The following is a 19,020-nucleotide window of genomic DNA, read 5'->3' on the forward strand; positions in this document are numbered from 1 at the left end:
GGCACCCGTCAGCGCGGTGGCAGGTGCTCGCGCAGCGCGGCGAACTCGGCCGCCGTGAGAAAGGACGGATTGGCCCCCTGCGGCTGCCTGAGCACCTCCGCGCCGGCCAGCCGCACGTCGCCCCGGAAGGACTCACGGGGCACCCGGTGCGCCTCGTCAAGGACCGTCAGGTCCAACGGCACCGTCCAGGCCGCGCCCGGCTCCCCCGGCACCGCGGCGGCGGCCACCAGCCCCACGCCCCAGACGCCGTACGCGAGCCGGCCGCGGCTGCCACTGGCCCAGAGGACCACCGGCTGACCGGCGCGCATCAGCCGGGCCCGGTAGCCGGGGCGTACGCACCAGCCCGTCACCCGCGGATCACGGGCGAAGCGGCCGGCCAGGTCGACCCGGTCCGCGTTGCCCTTGATCAGCCACGCGCCGAGGTCGTCGAGGTGCACCCGTCGGTCGGTCACCCCCTCATCCTCGCCCGGATCCCGGCCAGCCGCCCGACCGGCCGGGACCCGTCGTCAGGCGACGTGACGCAGGTAGCCCGCGACCGACGCGTCGAGGACCTCCCGGCCGGGCCGGGCCCACACCTCGGCCGAGAAGACCTCCACCTCGACCGGCCCGGCGTAGCCGGCCTCGTCCACGGCCTCCCGCAGCCGGCGCAGCTCGATGCAGCCGTCGCCGGGTAGGGCCCGGCCGAGCAGCACCCCCTCGGGCAGCGGGGTGACCCAGTCGCACACCTGGAACGCGGCGATCCGCGCCCCCGCCCGGGCGATCTGCGCGTACACCGTGTCGTCCCACCACACGTGGTACGCGTCGACGACGACCCCGACCACGCCCGGGTCGAACCGCTCGGCGATGTCGAGCGCCTGGCCGAGGGTGGACACCACGCAGCGGTCGGCGCTGAACATCGGGTGCAGCGGCTCGATCGCCAGCGTCACCCCCACTGCGGCGGCGTGCGGGGCCAGCTCGGCGATGGCGTCGGCGACCTGCCGGCGGGCGCCGTCGATGTCCCGGCTGCCCGCCGGCAGCCCGCCGGAGACCAGCACCAGGACCGAGGTGCCGAGGGTGGCGGCCTCCTCGATGGCGCGCAGGTTCTCCTCCCGCCAGCCGTCGGCGGTGAAGAACCCGCCCCGGCAGAGCGAGGTGACCGCCAGGCCGGCGTCGCGGACCAGCTTCGCGGCGCGGGCCAACCCGTACTCGGCGACCGGCTCCCGCCAGAGCCCGATCCCCGGCACCCCGGCGGCGACGCAGCCGGCGACCACCTCGGGCAGCGGCCAGTGCTGCGACGTGGCCTGGTTGAACGAGAACCGCCCCAGGTCCGGCTCACTCCTCGCGCTCACTGGTCAACCCCCGCCACCGTGAACAGCGCCCGGGCGCGGGCGGCGGCCAGGTCCGCGTCGGGCAGCAGCCCGGCGGCGTCGGCGAGGGTGAGCAGGGTGGCCAGGTGCGCCGGCGAGCGGCCGGACTGCGCCCCGCCGACCATCGTGAAGTGGTCCTGGTGCCCGGTCAGCCAGGCCAGGAAGACGATGCCCGTCTTGTAGTGCCAGGTGGGGGCCGCGAAGATGTGCCGGGCCAGGGGCACGGTCGGGGCGAAGATCCGGTCGTACGCCGCCAGGTCCCCCCGGTCCAGTGCCGCGAGCGCCGCGGCGGCGGCCGGCGCGATCGCGGCGAACACCCCGAGCAGCGCGTCGGAGTGGCCGCTCGCGTCGCCACGGATCAGCTCCGGGTAGTGGAAGTCGTCGCCGGTGTAGAGGCGCACCCCGGCGGGCAGCCGGCGGCGCAGCGCCACCTCGCGGCCGGCGTCGAGCAGGGAGACCTTGATCCCGTCCACCCGGCTGTCGTGGGCCTTGATCAGCCCGACGACGGCGTCGGCGGCCTCGTCGAGGTCGGCCGACCCCCAGTAGCCCGCGAGCGCCGGGTCGAACATCGGGCCGAGCCAGTGCAGCACCACCGGCTCGTCGACGGCGGAGAGCAGTTCGTCGTACACCCGCAGGTAGTCCTCCGGGTCGCGGGCGGCGGCGGCCAGGTGGCGGCTGCACATCAGCACCGGGCGGGCCCCGGCGGCCCGCACGTCGTCGAGCTGCTCGCGGTAGGCGCGGGCGACCTCGGCCAGGGTGGCCGGGCCGGGCGGGAGCTGGTCCGTGCCGACCCCGGCGACGATCCGCCCGCCGACCGCGCGGGCCTCGGCGGCGCTGCGCCGGATCAGCTCGCGGGTGGCCGGGTAGTCCAGGCCCATGCCGCGCTGCGCGGTGTCCATCGCCTCGGCCACCCCGAAGCCGTACGACCACAGGTGGTGCCGGAAGGCCAGGGTGCGGTCCCAGTCCAGCACGGCCGGGGCGCCGGGGACGTTCTCGGCCGTCGGATCGGCCACCACGTGCGCGGCGGCGTACGCGATCCGGCTGCTCGGCGGCCCGGCGGGGCGCGGGAAGCCGGCGCCCCCGGTCAACCGGTACCGCCGCCCACCCGGCAGCACCACCTCATTGCTCGCGCTCACAGCGCCACCTCCGTTCGCGACTGCGGGGCTCGCAGACCCGGCTCACTCGTCGCACTCACAGGTCCAGCTCCGGGATGTCGAGGCGGGCGCCCTCGCGCGCCGACCGCAGGCCCAGCTCGGCGAGCTGCACGCCGCGCGCGCCGGCCAGGAAGTCCCACGGGAACGGCTCGTTGGCGACGACGTGCCGCAGGAACGCCTCCCACTGCACCTTGAAGCCGTTGTCGAACTCCTCGTTGTCCGGCACCTCCGTCCACTGCGACCGGAAGGGCTCGGTGACCGGCAGGTCGGGGTTCCACACCGGCTTCGGGGTGACCGCCCGGTGCTGCACCCGGCAGCTGCGCAGCCCGGCCACGGCGCTGCCCTCGGTGCCGTCGACCTGGAACTCGACCAGCTCGTCGCGGTGCACCCGGACGCACCACGAGGAGTTGAGCTGCGCGACCACGCCGCCGTCGAGCTCGAAGATGCCGTACGCGGCGTCGTCGGCGGTCGCCGGGTAGGTGCGGCCCGCCTCGTCGACCCGCTGCGGCACGTGCGTGGCGGTGAGGCAGGAGACCGTACGCACCCGGCCGAAGAGCTCCTCGAGCACGTACTGCCAGTGCGGGAACATGTCCACGACGATGCCGCCGCCGTCCTCGCTGCGGTAGTTCCAGGACGGGCGCTGGGCCGGCTGCCAGTCGCCCTCGAACACCCAGTAGCCGAACTCCCCGCGCACCGACAGGATCCGGCCGAAGAAGCCGCCGTCGATGAGCCGCTTGAGCTTGCGCAGCCCGGGCAGGAAGAGCTTGTCCTGCACCACCCCGGTACGCACGCCGGCGGCGCGCGCCGCCCGGGCCAGGTCGAGGGCGCCCTCGGTGTCCTCGGCCAGCGGCTTCTCGGTGTAGATGTGCTTGCCGGCGTCCAGCGCCCGGCGGATCGCCTTCTCCCGCTGCTGGGTTACCTGGGAGTCGAAGTAGATCTCGACGTCGTCGCGGGCCAGCGCCGCGCTCAGGTCGGTGGTCCAGTCGGTCAGCCCGTGCCGCTCGGCGATCTCGCGGAGCTTGGTCTCGCTGCGCCCGACCAGGACGGGCTCGGGCCAGATCGACGTGCCGTCGGCCAGGGGCACGCCGCCCTGCTCGCGGATGGCGAGCAGTGAGCGCACCAGGTGCTGCCGGTAGCCCATCCGGCCGGTGACGCCGTTGACGATGATGCCTATCGACCTGCGGGTCATGGTGTTCCTTCCCTCCGCGGGCGCCTCCGACCGGGACCGGCGGCGGGCGACCTGTTCCACGCCTGCGCCGCCGCCGGGAGGCTCCCGGCGGCGGATCTCAGGCAAGCGCTTTCCTGGGCAGCGTAGGGAACGCCTCCCTCCTCAGGCAAGAGGCTGTTCGCCCCGTCTCGCGGCCGGCGCCGACCGCCGGGCCACGCGGGCGGGCGCCGGGGCGGGGAAGCGCTTTCGCTGCGGTACGGTGACGCATGGCCGGCACCGGGGCGCGGCCGTCGAGAAACGACCGAGGGGGCGGCAGTGGCGACCCTGTCCGACGTGGCCCGGCGGGCGGGGGTCTCGCCCGCGACCGCCTCCCGGGTGATCAACGGCAGCAGCAAGCCCGTCACCGAGGAGCTCCGCGAGCGCGTGCTGCGCGCCGTCGCCGACCTCCAGTACGTGCCGAACGCGCACGCCCAACTGCTGGCCCGCTCGCACCGCGTGGCGGTGGGTGTCATCGTGCACGACGTCTCCGACCCCTACTTCGCCGAGATCACCCGGGGCCTGCAACGGGTCGCCACCGACCAGGGCCGGCTGCTGATGATCTGCAACAGCTACCGCGACCCGGACCGCGAGCTGGAGTACGTCGAGCTGCTGCGCGGCCAGCAGGTCGCCGCGATCATCCTGGCCGGCTCGGGCTACCACGACGCCACCTTCACCCGGCTGCTCAACGAGAAGCTCGCCGCGTACGAGGCGACCGGCGGACGGGTCGCGGTCATCGGCCGGCACGAGCACTCCGGCGACGCGGTGATGCCGGACAACCGCGCCGGCGGCCGGTTGATCGGCGAGGAACTGTACGAACTCGGTCACCGGGCGATCGGGGTGGTGGCCGGGCCTGCGGTGCTCACCACCACCACCGACCGGCTCACCGGCCTGCGGGAGTCCCTCGCCGCGCACGGGCTGAGCCTGCCCGAGCACCGCGTCCGGCACGCCGAGTTCGACCGCGACGGCGGTGTCGCCGCGACGGCCGCGCTGCTCGACGCCGACCCCGAGCTGACCGCCGTCGTGGCGCTCAACGACTCGATGGCGATCGGCGCGCTGGCGCTGCTGCGCTCCCGGTCGGTGGCGGTGCCCCGGCAGGTGTCGGTCATCGGCTTCGACGACATGCCGATCGCCCGGGACGTCACCCCGGCGCTGACCACCGTCCGGCTGCCCCTGGTCGAGATGGGGGTCCGCGCGATGTCGTTGGCGCTCGACCCGGGGGCCGCGGCGCCCCGCGTCGAGGTGCTGCCCGCCGAGGTGGTGCGCCGGGACAGCACCGGGCCGGCCGCCGAGGTCACCCCGGTCCGCCCACGGGCGGGGGGTTCCGGCGCGTCAGCCGGCTGACGACCCTCCGGTCACCGGGACGCCCCGGCCACGGTGGACACCGTCGTCGGTGGCCCCGGGCATGGCACCCGGGGCCACCTGGCGCCAGGTCGCTCGGAGGACGGCCCCCCAGATGCGCGCGGCCGTACCGGCTGCGGTCCCCCCTGCCGGCTGCTCCTCGGCGTGCGGTGAGGTGCACCCCTGAGCGGCTTGCGCATCCCCCGTTTCCGTCCCCTGTGCCGCGCCTGGCGGTCGTCGGCCGACGCGCCGACACGGAGTCGACACACGCTGGTGCGGGTGTCCTACCACACACTATGGTTGTCCGCTACGGTGTCACTGCCACAACAGTGGTCGGCGTGGTCAGTCAAGCACGGTCCGCCACGGCCCGCAACCATTGTGGCGGCGCAGCCCGGCCCAACCACTATGGTGGGCGTCCTCGGGTCGGATCGGGAGGGGTGGTCATGGCCGACGGCGGCAAGGCCAGCGGATCGACGTCCTTCGCCGACCGGCTGCGGCACCTGTTCGAGACGCATCGCCGGCCCGGCAGCGACAGGCCCTTCTCGCCGGAGGAGGTCGCCAGGGCCACGGGGCTCTCGACGAGCTACGTCAACTACCTGCTGAGCGGCGAACGGGACAATCCCACCCGGTCGGCCATCCAGCAGCTCGCCAACTTCTTCCGGGTGCCCCCGGGCTACTTCTTCGACACCGTGGCCGCAGACGGCGAGGGCGACCCCGACCTGGAGACGATCACCGTCCTGGCCCGCCGGATGCCGCCGGGGGCGCCCAGGGCGAGCCTACGCGCCATCGTGGAGCAGGTCGCGGCGCTGGAGGCACGCAACAAGCCCACGGGGCGCGGCCGGACGTAGGGCGTGCTCCCGCCTCCGTTCACCGCAGCAGCAGGAACGTGGGGACGGCGATGAGCGCCCCCACGACGGTGCCGGCGGCCACCTGACCGACGGTGTGGTCGCGCAGGCGCACCCGCGACCAGCCGACCAGCGCCACCACGGGCGCCGAGGCGAGCAGCGCCGGTCCGAACTCGATCACGAGCACGGCCGCCGCGCCCGCCGCCACGGCCGCGTGGATGCTGAGCTTCCACGCCAGGTTGACCACGGTCACGGCGAGGCCGAGGGCGAACATGACGACGACCATCGCCAGGACGGGGCGCGGGGCGCCGAACCCGATCATCACGGCGAGGCCCACCAGCACGGACAGCAGCCCGTACGCCAGTGGCCGTCGGCGCTGTTCCCGTCGCCTGATGTGGTGGTCGGTCAGCCGGCCCCGGCGTACGCCCCACCAGATCAGGCTGTTGGGGATGATCGAGCAGAACAGGGAGCCGACCAGGGCCCAGGCGAGGCCCACCTCGACGGGCGACGCGGCGTGCAGGCCCACGACGACGGGCATCAGCGCGGCCAGCAGCGCCGGGGCGAAGACCTCGGTGGCGGCGCGGGCGAGCAGCCTGCCGGTGCGGCGGTCGGGGCGGTCGATGACGTCGTGCACGGTCCACATTCTGCCGACCGCCCCGGGCGGCGGGCACACCGCGGGCGTGAGCTGTCACGTTCCGCCCCGCTCGGGCGTCACAGTGTCGTCGCGCTTGGCTATGCTGCCCGCACCCGCGCCGTCGCGGCCGGCACGGGCGTCGACCGTCCGGGGTGGACGCGGCGGGCGGGTGACACGACACGGGGGTCTCTCGGGCTGGCGGCCCGGCGGGGAGAGTGATGGCGGGCGATGTGGCACCGACGGCGTCGGAGACAGCGGTTGTTGCGCCAGCTCGACGTGGACCTGCCGTCGCCCCTGACGGTGCGGGGCCTGGTGTCCGCGCTCGAGACCACGCGCGGTCGGCGCATCCAGCTCGCCGCGATGAGCGTCGACGGGCAGGCCGGGCCCTGCGGGCTGTGGGTGGCGACCTCCGGGACCGACTACGTCCTGTTCAGTCGCGACGCGCCGCCCGTGCTGCGCGTCCAGACGATCCTGCACGAGCTGATGCACATCGCCCTGCGGCACACCGCGCGGGCGGTGCCCTCCGCCGGCGGAACGGGTGAGCCGGCGGCGGCGCACGGGGTGCTCGCCCGCTCCCCCGCCACGTTCGACGAGCAGCAGGAGCACGACGCGGAGCTGCTGGCGACATACCTGGGGGCACGGCTCGACGGCGGCGGCGAGGACGTGGCCTTCGACGAGCTGGGCGGCGTCACGGCCGCCGTCATGCACCGCATCGCCGCGACGTTGACGGACTAGGCGGGAGATCGGGTGCTCGTCACTGTCGGTCATCTGGTCGCCGCCAGCGTCGCCGCAGTGGCGTTCCTGGTGAAGCTCAGGGCGTTGGGTCGGGATCCGGCCAACCCGAGGATCCTGGCGAGCGCGGGGATCTGTCTGGGGATGGGGGTGGCCGTCACCGCCGGGTGGGCGCCGGTGCACAGCCTGCTCGACCGCGTGTCGGGCGTGGCCAACCTCGCCAAGCTGGTGGAGCACGGCTCGGCGCTGCTCGCCGCGGCGGCGATCCAGTTTCTCTTCCTGCACCTGGGCGACCCGGGGCGGGCACGCCGGCTGATGGCGCGGCGGGGCGGGTTCCTCGCCGCCGCGTTCGGCGTGATGGTCGCGGCGTTCTCGCGGGCCGACTTCCCCGAGTCCGAGCCCCTGCACTTCGCCGAGCGGTACGGCGACCTGCCACCGGTCGGCGTCTACATGCTCGCGTTCCTGACCTGCCTCGGGGTGACGGTCGTGGACATCCTGCGGGTGTCCGCCGGCTACGCGCGCTACGCCGGCGCCCGGCTGAGGACCAGCATGCGGCTGCTCAGTGCCGGCGCGGCCTTCGGTGCGGGATTCGTCGCGCACAAGGCCCTGTTCATCTGCCTCAAGCTGGCCGGGGTGGCGCCGCCGTGGCCCGAGCCGGCCGCGACGCAGACGCTGATCACGCTGTCGGTGTCGCTGATCGGGGCCAGCTTCGTGCTGGCGACGGCACGCAAGGCGGTCGACGGCGTCCGCGCCTGGCCGCGCCGGTACGCCACGCACCGCGACCTGCACGCGTTGTGGTACCTGCTGTACCGGGCGATGCCGACCATCGCCCTGCATCCCCCGCGCCGGCCGGAGGTCGACCCCCGGTGGGCGTGGCGCCTGGGCGAACGGCTCTACCGCCGCTGCGTCGAGATCAGCGACGGCCTGCGTGCGTTGGGCCCGCTCGACGAGTCCGTGGCCGGCGCCGCCCGGCAGCGGGCGGTGGCGGCCGGCTGGAGCATCGAGCGTGCCGACGCCGCCGGTGAGGCCGCGGCGGTCCTGGTGGCGCTCCGGCGCTTCACCTCGGGGGCGACGGCGACGCGGGAGGTCGATCCGGCCCTGGAGTCGCAGAGCGTGGCGGTCGCGCAGGCCGACGTGCAGGCCGACGCGAGTCGGCTGGCGCTGGTCTCGACGGCGCTCTCCGAGGAGCTGGTGCGCGCGGTCGCCGCCCGTACGCCGGACGCCCCGGCGCGCGGGCAGGAGGCGTAGGCGGGCTCAGATGATGAAGTGGGTCCAGTAGGCGAGCCAGGTGACGAAGAGCGCGCCCTGGAGCAGGGCCAGGGCGGCGGTCAGCCAGGCGTCGGCGCCCGCGTGCCGGGCCCAGCGGGCCAGCACGAGGGCGACCGGGAAGACGGCCAGCAGATAGCGCAGCAGGCTCTTGTACACCGGCGGCCCCATCGACAGCGGCACCAGGACCATGGTCAGCCCATACACGAGATAGGGCAGCCCGAGTCGGCGGGCGCCCGCGAGCAGGACCGCCAGCACCAGCACGGCGACCCACACCCGCAGGGCGTCGCGGGGCGGGCTGCCGGTGAGGCCGTGCCACAGCACCGCCAGCGGGTTCTGCACCCGGATGCCCCAACCCGTCTCCTGGGCGTGCTTGTAGGCGAACCAGTCGCCGCTCTGCCACCGGCAGAACGCCATGAACGCCAGCCAGCCGGCGGGCACCAGCGCCAGCGGCCAGCCGGTGCGCACGTACGCCCACCACGCGCGCGGGCCCAGCCGGTAGCCGTGCTGCCGTAGCAGCACCAGCGCCAGCGGGAGCACGACGAGGAACCCGACCGAGCGGCTCGTCGCCAGGAAGAAGCCGACGACGCCCACGAGCAGCCAGCGCCGCCGCTCGGCGTAGTGGAAGGCGGCGAGCGCGAGGCAGAGGAACAGCGACTCGGTCAGCGCCGCCTGGAACAGGAACCCGGCCGGCAGCAGCACGAGGTAGCGGACGAACCGGCGGGCGGCGGCGTCGCCGCCGAGCAGCCGCTCGCCCAGCCGGTGGGCGTAGAAGAGCATCAGCAGGAACGCGACGTTCGCGACGAGCAGCAACGCCAGCGCGGTGTCGCCGCCCAGCAGCGGGGCCAGCGGACGGGCCAGGAACGGATAGAGCAGGGGAAAGCCGAAGTCGGGCCACGGCTCGTCGAGCGGGAGCTGCGCCAGGCGGTCGTAGAGGAAGGAGTCCCAGGCGAACCAGAGCGCGACCGCGCGGTGCCCGGAGACCGCCCGCTGCTGCTCGCGCATCATCGTCTCGTCCGGCGGCGGGGCCCAGGGCACGTCGTCGAAGGCGCTCAGCGCGAGCACCCCGAGGGCGCTGAGCACGATCTTCGTACCGAGGAAGACCGCGAGGACGAACAGCCACGGCGTCGGCATCCGGCCAGCGGCCCGCGACGCCGCCCGCCGCAGGTCGTGCCCGCGCCCGGCCAGCCGGACGGGCAGCGCGCGCCACCGCCGCTCCGAGACGGCCCGCCCACTGTCCATCACGCGTCTCCCGGTCCGGCGGCCCGACCGGTGCGACATCCCCGTTCCGGGGCCGTTGACACGTCGGCGCGATCCCGGTGCGGAACCGGGCGCCGGGCGCGGCGCGGCGCGTCCCGGGCGCTCCGCCCGTCGGGGTGTCCCGGGGGGCGGACGGGAATCCGGGGTGAGTTCGGGCCGGTGCCGGGTAAGCGGGCCGCCTCCGGGAGGCGGAAGCAGGGGGCGACGGGCATGGGCGAAGAGCACGGCACGGTGGTCATCGGCGCTGGGCCGGCGGGCCTGACGGCGGCGTACGAGTTGCTCCGGCGCAACAGCGCGGTCCGGGTGTTCGAGGCAGACGAGGTGGTGGGCGGGATCAGCCGTACCGTCGAGCGGGACGGGTGGCGCTTCGACATCGGCGGGCACCGGTTCTTCACGAAGGTGGCCCGGGTCGAGGAGTTCTGGCACGAGATCCTGCCCGACGAGGACTTCCTGCTGCGGCCCCGGATGAGCCGGATCTACTACCGGGGCGCCCTGTTCGACTACCCGCTGAGCGCGGCGAACGCCCTGCGCAACCTCGGCGTGCGGGAGGCCGCGCTGTGCATGGGCTCGTACGCGCGGGCCCGGCTGCGCCCGCCGAAGGACCAGTCGCACTTCGAGGGGTGGGTCTCGGCCCGGTTCGGCTGGCGGCTCTACTCGATGTTCTTCAAGACGTACACCGAGAAGGTCTGGGGGATGCCGGCCGACCGGTTGCAGGCCGACTGGGCCGCCCAGCGGATCAAGAACCTGTCGCTGGCCAAGGCGGTCCGCAACGCGGTGCTGCCCCGACGCAACCGCAAGGACGTGACAAGCCTGATCGAGGAGTTCCAGTACCCGAAGCTCGGCCCGGGCATGATGTGGCAACGCTGCGCCGAGGAGGTGCGCCGGCGCGGGGGCCGGGTGGACACCGGCACCTGGGTGACCGCCGTGCACCGGGACCCGGAGCGCCGCCGGGCCGTCGCCGTGACCGTCAACGGGGCAGGCGGGCAGCGTACCGAGCCGGCGGAGCACGTCGTCTCCTCGATGCCGATCTCGGAGCTGGTGGCCGCGCTGCGCCCGGCGGCCCCGCCGGAGGTGCGGGCCGCCGCGGCCGACCTGCGGTACCGGGACTTCCTGACCGTCGCGCTGGTGGTGCCGGAGGAGTTCTCGTTCCCGGACAACTGGATCTACGTGCACGATCCGGCGGTGCGGGTCGGCCGGATCCAGAACTTCGGCTCCTGGTCGCCGCACCTGGTCAAGGACGGCCGCACCTGCCTCGGCCTGGAGTACTTCGTGTTCGAGGACGACGAGACCTGGCGTACGCCGGACGCCGAACTGGTCGCCGCCGCGACGGCCGAGCTGGAGCGGCTCGGCCTGGTCCGGCCGGGGGTGGTCGAGGCCGGGTACGTGGTGCGGATGCCGAAGGCGTACCCGGTCTACGACGAGCGTTACCAGCACAACGTCGACGTGATCCGGGACTGGCTGGCGCGCGAGGTGCCGAACGTCCACCCGGTGGGCCGCAACGGCATGCACCGCTACAACAACCAGGACCACTCGATGCTGACCGCCATGCTCACCGCCGAGAACATCGCCTGCGGCACCCGGCACGACGTGTGGTCGGTCAACGTGGAGCAGGACTACCACGAGGAGTCGAGCCACGACGGGGACGGCCACCGGGGCACCGGCCGGGACGCGCCGGTCGTACCGGCCCGGCCCGCCGTCCCGGTCGGCACGACGCTCGACGGCGCCGGCACCGGCACCGGCCGGCCCGAACGGCCGGCCCACGTGCGCCTCGGCTGAGCCGCCGGCCGCGCGTCCGGCACCGTCGGCGCAGGCCCGGGAGGGAAGGCCGGTGGTGGCGCGCGGCGGCGGACCGGCCCCGGCTCAGTGCGCTTCGAGGACGAAGAAGATGAAGCAGATGAACGTGGTGCGGTCCACGAGATGTGGCGGCAGGATCTCGCGCGGGGTCTCGGGAGACATGGGGGGTTCGCTGACGACCGAGAGGCGGAAGCCCGCGTCGGTGAACGCATCCGTCATCGCGTGCAGCGGCCGGTGCCAGTAGGTCAGCTCCGCGGTGTGCCCGTCGAAGGTGTACTCCTCCGACCACCGTGCGAGGGCGAAGTAGTCGGCGCCCGGGTTGACCGCCGTGTAGACCATCGGGTGGTTCACGGACAGGATGAGGCGGCCCCCCGGCCTCAGGACTCGTCGCAGCTCGGCCAGGGGCGCGGTCCAGTCCTCCAGGTAGTGCAGGACCAGGGACGCGACGACGTCGTCGAACGCGCCGTCGGCGAAGGGAAGCGGCTCGCTGAGGTCGGCCACCAGCAGCGTGGCGTCCCCGCCCAGCCGCCGTCGGGCCAGCTCCACCATCGCGCGGCTGGCGTCGAAGCCGGTCACGACGGCCCCTCGCTCGCGGAGCGCCGCGGACAACGGACCCGAACCGCAGCCGGCGTCGAGGATCCGCCGGCCGTCCACATCCCCGGCGAGCCCGATCATCGCGGGCCGCTCGTAGTAGCCGTTGATCAGGTTGGACTCGTTGTCCGCGCTGTAGCGCTCGGCGAAACTGTCGTAGTGGTCGGCCTTCACCAGGCTGGCTCCTCGGCATCGCGGCAGGGGTCGAAAGCGCGATCCTGCCACGCTCGTCGAGCCGCCACCGCCCCTGCCGCGCTCCGGTCGACGTCGGCGCCTGACTCCGACGCGGCCCCGCAGCGCAGGCCAGTCAGGGCAGGTGGAACAGATCGCGCAGGCTCCACGTGGTGGTCAGCCGGCGAGCTGGTCGCGGCGGCGGGTGAGGTAGGCCCGCTCCGCGGGGTTGCCGGCGAGACCGATGGCCCGGTCGTACGCGGTCCGCGACTCGCCGCCGCGCCCGAGTCGCCGCAGCAGGTCGGCGCGCGCGGCGTGGAAGGCGTGGTAGCCGTCGAGGGCCTCGGCGAGCCGGTCGATCTCGGCGAGCCCGACCCCGGGGCCGTCGACCTCGGCGACCGCGACCGCCCGGTTGAGGCGCACGATCGGTGAGGGGTCGAGCAGCGACATGCGCCCGTAGAGGGCGACGATGGTGGACCAGTCGGTGTCCCGGGCGGACGGGGCGTCGGTGTGGACCGCGTTGATCGCGGCCTGCAGCTGGTAGCGCCCGGGTGGGTCGCCGCCGGCCGCCACCGCCTCGATCCGCTCGCGGAGGAGGGCGCTGCCCTCGGCGATGAGCGTGTGGTCCCAGGCGCCGCGGTCCTGCTCGGCGAGGGTCACCAGCTCCCCGGTGCGGGACACGCGCGCCGGCCGCCGGGCGTCGGTGAGGAGCATCAGGGCGAGCAGGCCGGTCACCTCGCCGTCGTCCGGGAGGAGGGTCCGGAGCAGGCGGCCGAGCCGGATCGCCTCCTCGGTGAGGTCGACGCGCACCGGGTCGTTCCCCTCGCTGGCGAGATAGCCCTCGTTGAAGACGAGGTAGACGACCGCGAGCACGCCGGCGAGCCGTTCGCGGATGTCGTCGGCCGAGGGCACCCGGTAGGGGATGTGCGCCGCCTTGATCTTCGCCTTGGCGCGGGTGATCCGTTGCGCCATGGTGGTCTCCCGCACCAGGAAGGCGCGGGCGATCTCGGGCACGGTGAGGCCGCCGAGCAGGCGCAGGGTGAGCGCCACCCGGGCCTCCAACGCGAGCGCGGGGTGGCAGCAGGTGAAGATCAGTCTGAGCCGGTCGTCCTCGACCGGGCCGGTCGGCTCGGCGGGGGTGTCGTCGTACATGATCCGGGCCGCCTGGTGTTTGGCGTCGCGCTGCGACTCGCGACGGAGCCGGTCGATCGCCTTACGGGTCGCGGTGGTGGCTAGCCAACCGCCGGGATTGGACGGTACGCCCTCGCGCGGCCACCGCTCCGCGGCCGCCACGAACGCCTCGGCCGTCGCCTCCTCGGCGACGTCGAGATCGCCGAAACGGCGTGCGAGGCCGGCGACCACCCGCGCCCACTCCTCGTGGTGGAGACGGGTGATCGCCTGCTCGACAGTGGGATCGTTCATGGCTCCGGCAGCGCTCGGACGGATTCCCCGGTGCGGAAGGGACGCACCTCGACCGTACCGCGGCACGCTCTCGACCCCTCGGTGGCGAGGGCCAGGGCCACGTCGAGGTCGGCCGCCTCGATGACTCAGAAGCCGTCGAGGTGCTCCCTCGTCTCCAGGTAGGGCCCGTCGGTGAGCACCGGCCTCCCGCCCTGCCCGTCGACGGTGGTGGCGGTCGTCGCGGGCGCCAGGCCGTCGGTGAAGACGAGGTGACCGTCCCGCCGGAGCCGCTCGTCGAAGGCGCCGGTGTCGGCGTACGCCCGCGGCACGGCCTCCCGGGAGTGGTGGGTGCCGAGCTCGGTGGGCTCGGCCGGGCCGTAGACGGACAGCAGGTATCTGGGCACCACGCTCACTTCTCCCCGGAGCCGTTACGCCGGGCGCGCCCCGGGGCCTCGGAACCGGTGCACCTCCTGTGGCCAGTCGAGCGCGGTCGCGAGCCTGCCGGCCCAGTATCGCGCCGCCTCGTCGTCGGGCACGTCCACGACGGCGAAGCCGCCGAGGTGCTCCTTGGTCTCGACGTACGGGCCGTCGGTGAAGACGGGCCTGCCGTCGACCGATTCGACGCTGCACACCGCGGTGGACCGGTCGAGCCCCCCGTTGCTGAAGAGCAGGACGCCCTCGGCCTGCATCTCCCCCATCACGGCCCAGCTGGCCTTGCTCTTCTCGCGGATCTCCTCCGCCGTGTGTGGTGGCACCCACTCGTCGTTGAAGGTGATCAGGTACTCCGTCATGGTCGTCTCCTCTCGGTCCCGGACGAGGGCCCTGCCCGGCCCCTCGTGTCCAGCGGCCCGGGCCGGCCGCCGCACACCGGTTCCACGAACGGCCACGCCTCGATACGACACCATCCTTGGAAGTCGAGGTCCAGGATGCGGCACGAGGGGTGGGACGAGGCCACCGTCGGTTGCCGAAGCCGTTCGCGTCACCCGACAGTTGTGGTGGCACGAACGGGCGCAGTCCGGGATAGCCTTGCGGCATATGGCTACCTATCGCAGCGCCTCAGTGCTCCTCTCCTCCGACGGCACCCGGACCCCCGGCACCGCCGCGCTCTTCGCCGAGCCCGCCCGCAAAGGTGGGATCCCGCCGTGGGCGGGCGATTTCCGACCCGCCAACAGCGCCGGCAACGGCCCCAAGAACGCGGTCGGGAAGACCTTCACGTTGGAGTTGCCCGACGGCAGCACCGGCAAGGTCGTGGTCCAGGGCCTCAAGAGCGGGAAGGGAGGCGTCGTGCTGGCGTTGATGGGCGAGGACGCACCCCCCTTCTGATCAGGGCACTGATCGCCCACCGACGCCACCGGCCGGAGACGGCCGGTGAGCGCGGTGTGCCGCAGCGCCGGTGGCGGCTCGGATCCCGGGCTGCCGGACGCTCACGGATCGGACCCTGGCCGGCGACGCGCCGACCAGGGCCACCGGTCAGCGGCGGCCGGCGGCCAGGGCGACGAGATACTGTCCGCCGCCCGCGTCGACGCTCGCGGTCACCGGCAGTCCGGGCACCAGCCGGGAGAACCGGTCGACCAGCCAGTCCGCCGCCTCCTGGGCGTCCTTCCTGCTCGGACAGCGGGCGACCAGCTCGCGGCCGCCCTTGCGTTCGAGTCGCTCGGCGACGGTGATCAGTGGCGCGGGCTCCACCACGTGCAGGTGGTCCGGCCAGGCGATGACCACCTTGACCGCGCCCTTGCGGGTGTTGCAGGCCCGGTGCGCGAGTCGCTCGGCGACCTTGGCCTTCCTGTCCGCGGTGCGGCTGTCGACGCTGGGACCGCGTGGGTCGTTCACCGACATGTCGGCGTCGACCGGCTCGTCGCACACCCAGCATCGCCAGCCGTCACGCCTCGCGACGTCATCGAGGGAACTCATCCGAGCAAACTAGCCTGTCGACCGCCGGCCGACGACAGCCCCGGCCGCGGCGAGCGGGTCCGCGTCATCGACGTCGTCCTGTCGGCGGTCACGTCCGCAGACCCGCCGAACCATTCGCCCTCGGCCCGGGCCACCTGCTGATGTCCGACACTGCTCCCGGGCGACGGTCTGGAATGCTCCTCCCATGCCTTCCTACCCGCCCACCTTCGCCGACCAGGTCGTCGCCCAGCCGGCCCGGGCCCAGTTCGAGGCGTTCCTCGACGAGCACCGTCGCGCGCTCAACGGCTGCCTGGACGGGCTGACGGAGGAACAGGCGCGCCGGTCGTTGGTGGCCTCCCGGACCACGCTGCTGGGTCTCGTGAAGCACGTGACCTTCGTCGAGAAGGTCTGGTTCGACGAGGCCGTGACGTGCCGGTCGCGCGCGGAGATCGGCATCCCCGCGACGCCGGACGAGTCGTTCGTCCTCGATGACGACGACACGATCGCCACCGTCCAGCGCGCGCACCGCGAGGCCTGCGAGGCGTCACGCCGCGCGACGGCGTCCCTGGGCCTGGACGACATCCTGCCCGGGCACCGGCGGGGCCCGCTTCCGCTGCGGTGGGTGTATCTGCACGTGCTGCGCGAGCTCGCCCAGCACTGCGGGCACGCGGACATCCTCCGGGAGCAGCTCGTCGACGGGTAGTGCGCGGACGTCCGCCCCGCCGCCCCGGGCCGCACCCTCCCCGCCGGTAAACGCCTTGCCGCCGCGCCCGGGCCGTCCCTAGCATCCGCCGGATGCGGATCCGCGAGTTCCACGAGTCCGACTGGGCCCAGGTGTGGCCGATCGTCCAGGAGGTGGTCCGGGCGCGGGAGACCTTCCCCTACGACCCGGAGCTGACCGCCGAGCAGGCGTACGACATGTGGGTGGAGGCCGCGCCCGGCCGGACGGTGGTCGCGGTCGACGGCGACGCGGTGCTGGGCACCGCGAAGATGGGCACCAACCGCCCCGGGCCGGGCGCGCACGTCGCCACCGCGAGCTTCATGGTGGCCCGCGCGGCGCGCGGGCGGGGCGTGGGCACCGCGCTGTGCCGGCACGCGGTCGACTGGGCCCGCGAGCGGGGGTACGCCGGCATGCAGTTCAACGCCGTGGTGGCGAGCAACGTCACCGCCGTGGAGCTGTACCGGCGGGAGGGGTTCGACGTGGTGGGCACGGTGCCCGGCGCGTTCCAACATCCCACCCTCGGCCGGGTGGACCTGCACGTGATGTACCGCGAGTTCTGAGCGACCGGCCCGACGCCGCGCGCCACGTCCCGTCGGGGCGGGACGCGGCGCGCGGCGGGCATCGTCAGGCGGTGGCCGAGGCGACGGCCTCGGCGCGCAGGTTGTCCTCGGAGGCGCCCCGGCGCCAGTAGCCGGAGAAGGTGACGTGCCGGCGGTCCAGGCCGCGCTCGCCGACGAGGTGCCGGCGCACCGAGCGCACCATCGAGGACTCGCCGGCGATCCAGGCGTACGGGCTGCCGGCCGGCAGCCGGGCGGCGCGCACCGCGTCCGCCAGCAGGGTGCTGCCGGGGGCGGTGGCGCCCCGCACGATCCAGCGCACCTCGGCCCGCGCCTCGGTGGGCAGCTCCTGGATGTCTCCCGCGTCGGGGACCTCGATCCAGGCCCGCACCGGGGTGCCGGGCGGCAGCCAGGCGAGGATCCCGGCGGCGGCCGGCAGCCCGGTCTCGTCGGCCACCAGCAGGACGGAGTCCGTGCCGACCGGGGGCCGGAAGCAGACACTGCGGTTGTCGTGCACGGCCGGGCCGAGCAGCACCACCCGGTCGCCGGGCAGGGCGTGCCGGGCCCAGCGGGAGGCGGGGCCGGTGTCGCCGTGGCTGACGAAGTCGATGTCCACCTCGGCCACCTCGGGGCGCTGCTCCCGGATGGTGTACGAGCGCATCACCGCGCGCACGTCGGGGTCCATGGCCCGGTAGGCGCCGAACCAGTCCTCCCCCGCCCCGACGGGGAGCACCGGCTCGGGCTGACCGGGGTGCGGCAGGAACAGCGAGACGCTCTGGTCCCGGCCGCCGCCGGCGAAGTCGGCCAGCTCGGGCCCGCCGAAGGTGACCCGGACCAGGGAGGCGCCGACGCGGCGGGCGCCGACGACCTGCGCGGCGAAGAGGCGGTACTGCACGGCGACGGCGGTGGTCACGACGTGACCTTCTTCGCGCCCTTGATGGCGGTGGCCAGGTTCTCCAGCAGCGGCGCGGCCCCGGCGTACGAGAAGCGGGGCACCGCGTCCCAGGCGGCGACCTGGTTGGCCTTGACCGCCGGCAGCTGCTGCCAGGTCGGCTTCGCGGCCAGGTCCTTGGGCTGAAGGGCGGTGCTGCGGTTGTCGAGCAGGAGCAGGTCGGCCGGGAACTTGCCCGCGTTCTCCCAGCTCAACGCCTCGAAGTAGTCGCCGGCCTCCAGCTTGGTGGGGACGACGATGTCGACGCCCAGCTCGGCGAAGTACATCAGGTCGGTGCTGACCTTGGGGTTGGAGGCGTAGAACAGGTCGGGGCTGCCGGAGCAGGCGAGCACCTTGATGCCCGGGTTGGCCTTGACCGCCTGGCGGACCGACTCGGCGGCGGCCTCGAAGCGGGCCTTGGCGTCGGTGACCTTCTTCGCGGACAGGTCGGCGCCGAGGGACTCGGCGAGCTGCGCGTACCGCTCGATCGGCTTGGTCATCGGCACCCGCGCGGTGGTCACGGTGACGGTGGGGGCGAGCGGGAGGATCTTGCCCTTGCTCTCGTCCGGCACGTACCAGAAGGCGCCCGGGTCGTACATGTGGGTGACGAGCAGTTCGGGCCGCAGGGCGGCGTACTTCTCCAGGTTGAACTCGCCCCAGACGTTGCCGAGGATCTCCACGGACTCGACGTCGAGGTCGCCGGCCTGCGGGTCCTTGCTGCCGTCGGAGCGCTTGGTCTCGCCGAACACCCCGACGATCTGCTTGTCGAGCCCGAAGTCGACGAGCGCGGCGGCGACCCCCGTGAAGGCGACCACCCGGGTCGGCCGGGCGGGGGCGCTGACCTTCTCGTTGCGGTCGTCCGTGAACGACCACGGACCGCCGGAGTCCTTGGCGGCGGGGGTGGCGGAGTCCTCGTCCCCGCCGCAGCCGGCGAGCAGGGCTGCCAGGGTGGCGGCGCCACCGGCGGCGAGCAGGCCCCGGCGGGAGAGGCGGCGGGCGGACACGGGATGCGGCATGGCGGTGTCTTTCGATCAGGGTCGGGCGAATGACCATGGACAGCGGGGTTAGGTTAACCTAACCTAAACGGCTGTCAAGTCCCGTTCGGAATTCCGCACCAATCGGAGCCCACACTGTCCGCCACCCTCTCCCCCCGCGTCGGCGCGCCGCCGGCACCGCCGGCCG

General features: G+C 74.0%; 21 protein-coding genes. 8 read left to right on the top strand and 13 right to left on the bottom strand.

Annotated features, from left to right (window positions below):
- Positions 1 to 8 precede the first annotated feature (8 nt).
- The 4 genes from AB0B83_RS00890 to AB0B83_RS00905 form a co-directional block, all read right to left on the bottom strand.
- Entirely contained in the window at positions 9 to 452 is a 444-nt protein-coding gene (locus AB0B83_RS00890; protein ID WP_357576371.1) for a hypothetical protein, read from the bottom strand.
- A 54-nt stretch (positions 453 to 506) separates the two neighbouring features.
- Positions 507 to 1,328: a sugar phosphate isomerase/epimerase gene (locus AB0B83_RS00895; protein WP_357576372.1), complete on the bottom strand. Its 822-nt coding sequence runs from the start codon at positions 1,326 to 1,328 to the stop codon at positions 507 to 509.
- Positions 1,325 to 2,434, bottom strand: coding sequence for a dihydrodipicolinate synthase family protein (locus AB0B83_RS00900; protein WP_357576407.1), 1,110 nt, complete (start codon positions 2,432 to 2,434; stop codon positions 1,325 to 1,327). Before AB0B83_RS00900 ends, AB0B83_RS00895 begins: the two co-directional genes overlap by 4 nt.
- 103 nt (positions 2,435 to 2,537) lie before the next feature.
- The gene (locus AB0B83_RS00905; protein WP_357576373.1) at positions 2,538 to 3,689 is read right to left on the bottom strand and encodes a Gfo/Idh/MocA family oxidoreductase; all 1,152 of its coding nucleotides are present in this window, start codon (positions 3,687 to 3,689) and stop codon (positions 2,538 to 2,540) included.
- 294 nt (positions 3,690 to 3,983) lie between these two features.
- Here AB0B83_RS00905 and AB0B83_RS00910 point away from each other — a divergent pair, with 294 nt between their 5' ends.
- Positions 3,984 to 5,048, top strand: a complete 1,065-nt coding sequence (locus tag AB0B83_RS00910; RefSeq protein ID WP_357576374.1) for a LacI family DNA-binding transcriptional regulator — start codon at positions 3,984 to 3,986, stop codon at positions 5,046 to 5,048.
- Between the two features lie 440 nt (positions 5,049 to 5,488).
- Entirely contained in the window at positions 5,489 to 5,893 is a 405-nt protein-coding gene (locus AB0B83_RS00915; protein WP_357576375.1) for a helix-turn-helix domain-containing protein, read from the top strand.
- 19 nt (positions 5,894 to 5,912) lie between these two features.
- On the opposite strand, the gene AB0B83_RS00920 is transcribed toward AB0B83_RS00915, so the two are convergent.
- A complete protein-coding gene (locus AB0B83_RS00920; RefSeq protein WP_357576376.1) occupies positions 5,913 to 6,524 on the bottom strand; it encodes a phosphoesterase PA-phosphatase in 612 nt (203 codons plus the stop codon).
- 258 nt (positions 6,525 to 6,782) lie between these two features.
- Here AB0B83_RS00920 and AB0B83_RS00925 point away from each other — a divergent pair, with 258 nt between their 5' ends.
- Both AB0B83_RS00925 and AB0B83_RS00930 read left to right on the top strand, forming a co-directional pair.
- On the top strand, positions 6,783 to 7,259 hold the full coding sequence (locus AB0B83_RS00925; RefSeq protein ID WP_357576377.1) for a hypothetical protein: 477 nt from the start codon (positions 6,783 to 6,785) through the stop codon (positions 7,257 to 7,259).
- A gap of 12 nt (positions 7,260 to 7,271) precedes the next feature.
- A complete protein-coding gene (locus AB0B83_RS00930) occupies positions 7,272 to 8,504 on the top strand; it encodes an MAB_1171c family putative transporter (protein WP_357576378.1) in 1,233 nt (410 codons plus the stop codon).
- 6 nt (positions 8,505 to 8,510) lie between these two features.
- Here the strand turns inward: AB0B83_RS00930 and AB0B83_RS00935 are convergent, their stop codons facing one another.
- Positions 8,511 to 9,764 carry a hypothetical protein gene (locus AB0B83_RS00935; protein WP_357576379.1) on the bottom strand — a complete coding sequence of 418 codons (1,254 nt, stop codon included), beginning with the start codon at positions 9,762 to 9,764 and terminating at the stop codon, positions 8,511 to 8,513.
- 228 nt (positions 9,765 to 9,992) lie between these two features.
- Here AB0B83_RS00935 and AB0B83_RS00940 point away from each other — a divergent pair, with 228 nt between their 5' ends.
- The gene (locus tag AB0B83_RS00940) at positions 9,993 to 11,558 is read left to right on the top strand and encodes an NAD(P)/FAD-dependent oxidoreductase (RefSeq protein WP_357576380.1); all 1,566 of its coding nucleotides are present in this window, start codon (positions 9,993 to 9,995) and stop codon (positions 11,556 to 11,558) included.
- A gap of 84 nt (positions 11,559 to 11,642) precedes the next feature.
- On the opposite strand, the gene AB0B83_RS00945 is transcribed toward AB0B83_RS00940, so the two are convergent.
- The 4 genes from AB0B83_RS00945 to AB0B83_RS00960 all read right to left on the bottom strand — a co-directional run bounded on the left by AB0B83_RS00945 (position 11,643) and on the right by AB0B83_RS00960 (position 14,530).
- Complete coding sequence (locus AB0B83_RS00945; protein WP_357576381.1) at positions 11,643 to 12,341, bottom strand: class I SAM-dependent methyltransferase; 699 nt, start codon at positions 12,339 to 12,341, stop codon at positions 11,643 to 11,645.
- A gap of 174 nt (positions 12,342 to 12,515) precedes the next feature.
- On the bottom strand, positions 12,516 to 13,760 hold the full coding sequence (locus tag AB0B83_RS00950; protein ID WP_357576382.1) for a DUF6596 domain-containing protein: 1,245 nt from the start codon (positions 13,758 to 13,760) through the stop codon (positions 12,516 to 12,518).
- Between the two features lie 125 nt (positions 13,761 to 13,885).
- Positions 13,886 to 14,146 (bottom strand): hypothetical protein, encoded by a 261-nt coding sequence (locus tag AB0B83_RS00955; RefSeq protein ID WP_357576383.1) that lies wholly within the window; start codon positions 14,144 to 14,146, stop codon positions 13,886 to 13,888.
- 21 nt (positions 14,147 to 14,167) lie between these two features.
- Positions 14,168 to 14,530 (bottom strand): YciI family protein, encoded by a 363-nt coding sequence (locus AB0B83_RS00960; RefSeq protein ID WP_357576384.1) that lies wholly within the window; start codon positions 14,528 to 14,530, stop codon positions 14,168 to 14,170.
- 244 nt (positions 14,531 to 14,774) lie between these two features.
- Here AB0B83_RS00960 and AB0B83_RS00965 point away from each other — a divergent pair, with 244 nt between their 5' ends.
- Positions 14,775 to 15,062: a hypothetical protein gene (locus tag AB0B83_RS00965; RefSeq protein ID WP_311414653.1), complete on the top strand. Its 288-nt coding sequence runs from the start codon at positions 14,775 to 14,777 to the stop codon at positions 15,060 to 15,062.
- 147 nt (positions 15,063 to 15,209) lie between these two features.
- On the opposite strand, the gene AB0B83_RS00970 is transcribed toward AB0B83_RS00965, so the two are convergent.
- Positions 15,210 to 15,650, bottom strand: a complete 441-nt coding sequence (locus AB0B83_RS00970) for a hypothetical protein (protein WP_357576385.1) — start codon at positions 15,648 to 15,650, stop codon at positions 15,210 to 15,212.
- Between the two features lie 184 nt (positions 15,651 to 15,834).
- On the opposite strand from AB0B83_RS00970, the gene AB0B83_RS00975 reads away from it, so the two are divergent.
- Entirely contained in the window at positions 15,835 to 16,332 is a 498-nt protein-coding gene (locus AB0B83_RS00975; RefSeq protein ID WP_357576386.1) for a DinB family protein, read from the top strand.
- Positions 16,333 to 16,424: 92 nt separating this feature from the next.
- Entirely contained in the window at positions 16,425 to 16,910 is a 486-nt protein-coding gene (locus tag AB0B83_RS00980) for a GNAT family N-acetyltransferase (protein WP_357576387.1), read from the top strand.
- A 64-nt stretch (positions 16,911 to 16,974) separates the two neighbouring features.
- Here AB0B83_RS00980 and AB0B83_RS00985 read toward each other — a convergent pair whose 3' ends face one another.
- Positions 16,975 to 17,820, bottom strand: coding sequence for a siderophore-interacting protein (locus tag AB0B83_RS00985; protein ID WP_357576388.1), 846 nt, complete (start codon positions 17,818 to 17,820; stop codon positions 16,975 to 16,977).
- The gene (locus AB0B83_RS00990; RefSeq protein ID WP_357576389.1) at positions 17,817 to 18,854 is read right to left on the bottom strand and encodes an ABC transporter substrate-binding protein; all 1,038 of its coding nucleotides are present in this window, start codon (positions 18,852 to 18,854) and stop codon (positions 17,817 to 17,819) included. Before AB0B83_RS00990 ends, AB0B83_RS00985 begins: the two co-directional genes overlap by 4 nt.
- Positions 18,855 to 19,020: the final 166 nt, after the last annotated feature.

Source organism: Micromonospora sp. NPDC049060, assembly GCF_040649055.1.
Taxonomy (GTDB): Bacteria; Actinomycetota; Actinomycetes; order Mycobacteriales; family Micromonosporaceae; genus Micromonospora; species Micromonospora reichwaldensis.

What these genes read in the sequence shown, in the direction of transcription:
- AB0B83_RS00905 (WP_357576373.1), bottom strand. Translation starts at nt 3,689, where the DNA reads ATGACCCGCAGGTCGATAGGCATCATCGTCAACGGCGTCACCGGCCGG.
- AB0B83_RS00915 (WP_357576375.1), top strand. Translation starts at nt 5,489, where the DNA reads ATGGCCGACGGCGGCAAGGCCAGCGGATCGACGTCCTTCGCCGACCGG.
- AB0B83_RS00935 (WP_357576379.1), bottom strand. Translation starts at nt 9,764, where the DNA reads ATGGACAGTGGGCGGGCCGTCTCGGAGCGGCGGTGGCGCGCGCTGCCC.
- AB0B83_RS00940 (WP_357576380.1), top strand. Translation starts at nt 9,993, where the DNA reads ATGGGCGAAGAGCACGGCACGGTGGTCATCGGCGCTGGGCCGGCGGGC.
- AB0B83_RS00950 (WP_357576382.1), bottom strand. Translation starts at nt 13,760, where the DNA reads ATGAACGATCCCACTGTCGAGCAGGCGATCACCCGTCTCCACCACGAG.
- AB0B83_RS00960 (WP_357576384.1), bottom strand. Translation starts at nt 14,530, where the DNA reads ATGACGGAGTACCTGATCACCTTCAACGACGAGTGGGTGCCACCACAC.
- AB0B83_RS00965 (WP_311414653.1), top strand. Translation starts at nt 14,775, where the DNA reads ATGGCTACCTATCGCAGCGCCTCAGTGCTCCTCTCCTCCGACGGCACC.
- AB0B83_RS00970 (WP_357576385.1), bottom strand. Translation starts at nt 15,650, where the DNA reads ATGAGTTCCCTCGATGACGTCGCGAGGCGTGACGGCTGGCGATGCTGG.
- AB0B83_RS00975 (WP_357576386.1), top strand. Translation starts at nt 15,835, where the DNA reads ATGCCTTCCTACCCGCCCACCTTCGCCGACCAGGTCGTCGCCCAGCCG.
- AB0B83_RS00980 (WP_357576387.1), top strand. Translation starts at nt 16,425, where the DNA reads ATGCGGATCCGCGAGTTCCACGAGTCCGACTGGGCCCAGGTGTGGCCG.
- AB0B83_RS00990 (WP_357576389.1), bottom strand. Translation starts at nt 18,854, where the DNA reads ATGCCGCATCCCGTGTCCGCCCGCCGCCTCTCCCGCCGGGGCCTGCTC.